Source organism: Lentzea sp. NPDC092896 (genome assembly GCF_044754905.1).
In the GTDB taxonomy this organism is placed as follows: Bacteria; Actinomycetota; Actinomycetes; order Mycobacteriales; family Pseudonocardiaceae; genus Lentzea.
In genome coordinates, this window is record NZ_JBIVPX010000024.1 from 1 (window position 1) to 1073 (window position 1073).

The window sequence follows — 1073 nt, forward strand, 5'->3', positions numbered from 1 at the left end:
GGGCGAAGCTGAGAACTTAAGCGCCAGTAAACGGCGGTGGTAACTATAACCATCCTAAGGTAGCGAAATTCCTTGTCGGGTAAGTTCCGACCTGCACGAATGGCGTAACGACTTCTCGACTGTCTCAACCGCAGGCCCGGCGAAATTGCATTACGAGTAAAGATGCTCGTTACGCGCGGCAGGACGGAAAGACCCCGGGACCTTTACTATAGCTTGGTATTGGTGTTCGATTCGGCTTGTGTAGGATAGGTGGGAGACTGTGAAGCGGCCACGCCAGTGGTTGTGGAGTCATCGTTGAAATACCACTCTGGTCGTATTGGATGTCTAACCTCGGTCCGTGATCCGGATCAGGGACAGTGCCTGGTGGGTAGTTTAACTGGGGCGGTTGCCTCCCAAAGAGTAACGGAGGCGCTCAAAGGTTCCCTCAGCCTGGTTGGCAATCAGGTGTTGAGTGCAAGTGCACAAGGGAGCTTGACTGTGAGACTGACGGGTCGAGCAGGGACGAAAGTCGGAACTAGTGATCCGGCCATGGCTTGTGGAAGCGTGGTCGCTCAACGGATAAAAGGTACCCCGGGGATAACAGGCTGATCTTCCCCAAGAGTCCATATCGACGGGATGGTTTGGCACCTCGATGTCGGCTCGTCGCATCCTGGGGCTGGAGTAGGTCCCAAGGGTTGGGCTGTTCGCCCATTAAAGCGGTACGCGAGCTGGGTTTAGAACGTCGTGAGACAGTTCGGTCCCTATCCGCCGCGCGCGTAGGATACTTGAGGAAGGCTGTCCCTAGTACGAGAGGACCGGGACGGACGGACCGCTGGTGTGCCAGTTGTTCTGCCAAGAGCATTGCTGGTTGGCTACGTTCGGAAGGGATAACCGCTGAAGGCATCTAAGCGGGAAGCTCGTTCCAAGATGAGGTATCCCACCCTTTGTGGGTTAAGGCCCCCAGCTAGACCACTGGGTTGATAGGCCAGAGGTGGAAGACCGGTAACGGTTGGAGCTGACTGGTACTAATAGGCCGAGGACTTGTTACAAAGACGCTACGCATCCACTGTGCGGTTCTGGAAGAACAACCAGAA

Annotated in this window: 1 rRNA gene; it reads left to right on the top strand. The window is 55.6% G+C overall.

From position 1 onward, the window contains the following. Nucleotides 1-1028 (top strand): 23S ribosomal RNA (locus ACIQF0_RS47620); the annotation flags it as partial. Nucleotides 1029-1073: the final 45 nt, after the last annotated feature.